The 930-nt window shown below is 41.9% G+C and carries 1 protein-coding gene; it reads left to right on the top strand.

Annotated features, from left to right (window positions below; translation table 11 throughout):
* Window positions 1-597: 597 nt before the first annotated feature.
* On the top strand, window positions 598-930 hold a 333-nt coding region (locus R2B77_RS17915; RefSeq protein WP_322555782.1), incomplete at its 3' end, for an IS110 family transposase.

Below are 930 nucleotides of genomic sequence, written 5' to 3'. Positions count from 1 at the left end.
CCCTCGTATATTAGTAGTAAGAGCTCTTTCCGATAGAATTTCCAGTTGATCCGGACTGCTGGAGAGTCTGTTGGATTTCCTATAGGAAACGGTTGCCTTTTGGCTTCCTCACCCTGTTTATGTTTTACCTGTTTGACCCCTGTTTTACCGAGGAGGCCAAAAGGATAAATCATCATTTATTTGTTTTCAGAAATAAAAAACTAGCTAACAGGTGCTTACCTGCTTCTTTGAATTGCCCAATTTCATATTGTGTAGACGAAGGATGGGGGATGCCCCATTTCAGTACTTCGTCCTTTTTTATTTATACCTACTTTTCTCTCAGACCGTGCCCATGAGACAATGGAACGGACAAGATTGACACAGGAAATAGCTTTTCCCCCTTGCGGGCACTTATGTGTACTGCTTAATTAGCCTGCTACCCATCGTTCATTATTGAAGGTCTAACCACTGGCTGCGACGCTGGTGAAGAAGAGAGTGTAGCGCTCATTTTGGTCTTCTTCCCTTTGATTGCTAATAACGAGGCAGACATCGATGATTCTGATGGGCACCCAGGTCTGAGACAATCTTGATTAACTACCACCTAAGGAGGTGATTGGCATGTCACAAATGCTAGTCGGTATAGACGTGAGTTTACGCTCCCATCATGTCCATTTCATGCATGGCGAGGGGCATACTCTAGCTGATTTTTCTGTTTCTAACGATACAGAAGGTGCGAATACCTTAATTCACAAGCTTTTAAAAACAGCGGAAAAAAATCAGTGCGAACACATTAAAATCGGACTTGAAGCCACAGATCAATATAGTTGGCATATTGCACATTATTTAAAAAGCGAATTAAAGGGGTATGAACCTTCGGTTCAAAGTATGGTTTATATGCTGAATGCACGCAAAGTATCTCGCTTTAAAAAGGGCTATGATACGTTACCGAAA

Source organism: Sporosarcina beigongshangi, assembly GCF_033485195.1.
GTDB classification, from domain to species: Bacteria; Bacillota; Bacilli; order Bacillales_A; family Planococcaceae; genus Sporosarcina; species Sporosarcina beigongshangi.
Note: the sequence above shows the minus strand (reverse complement) of the source record. Positions and strands in the feature narration are given on the sequence as shown.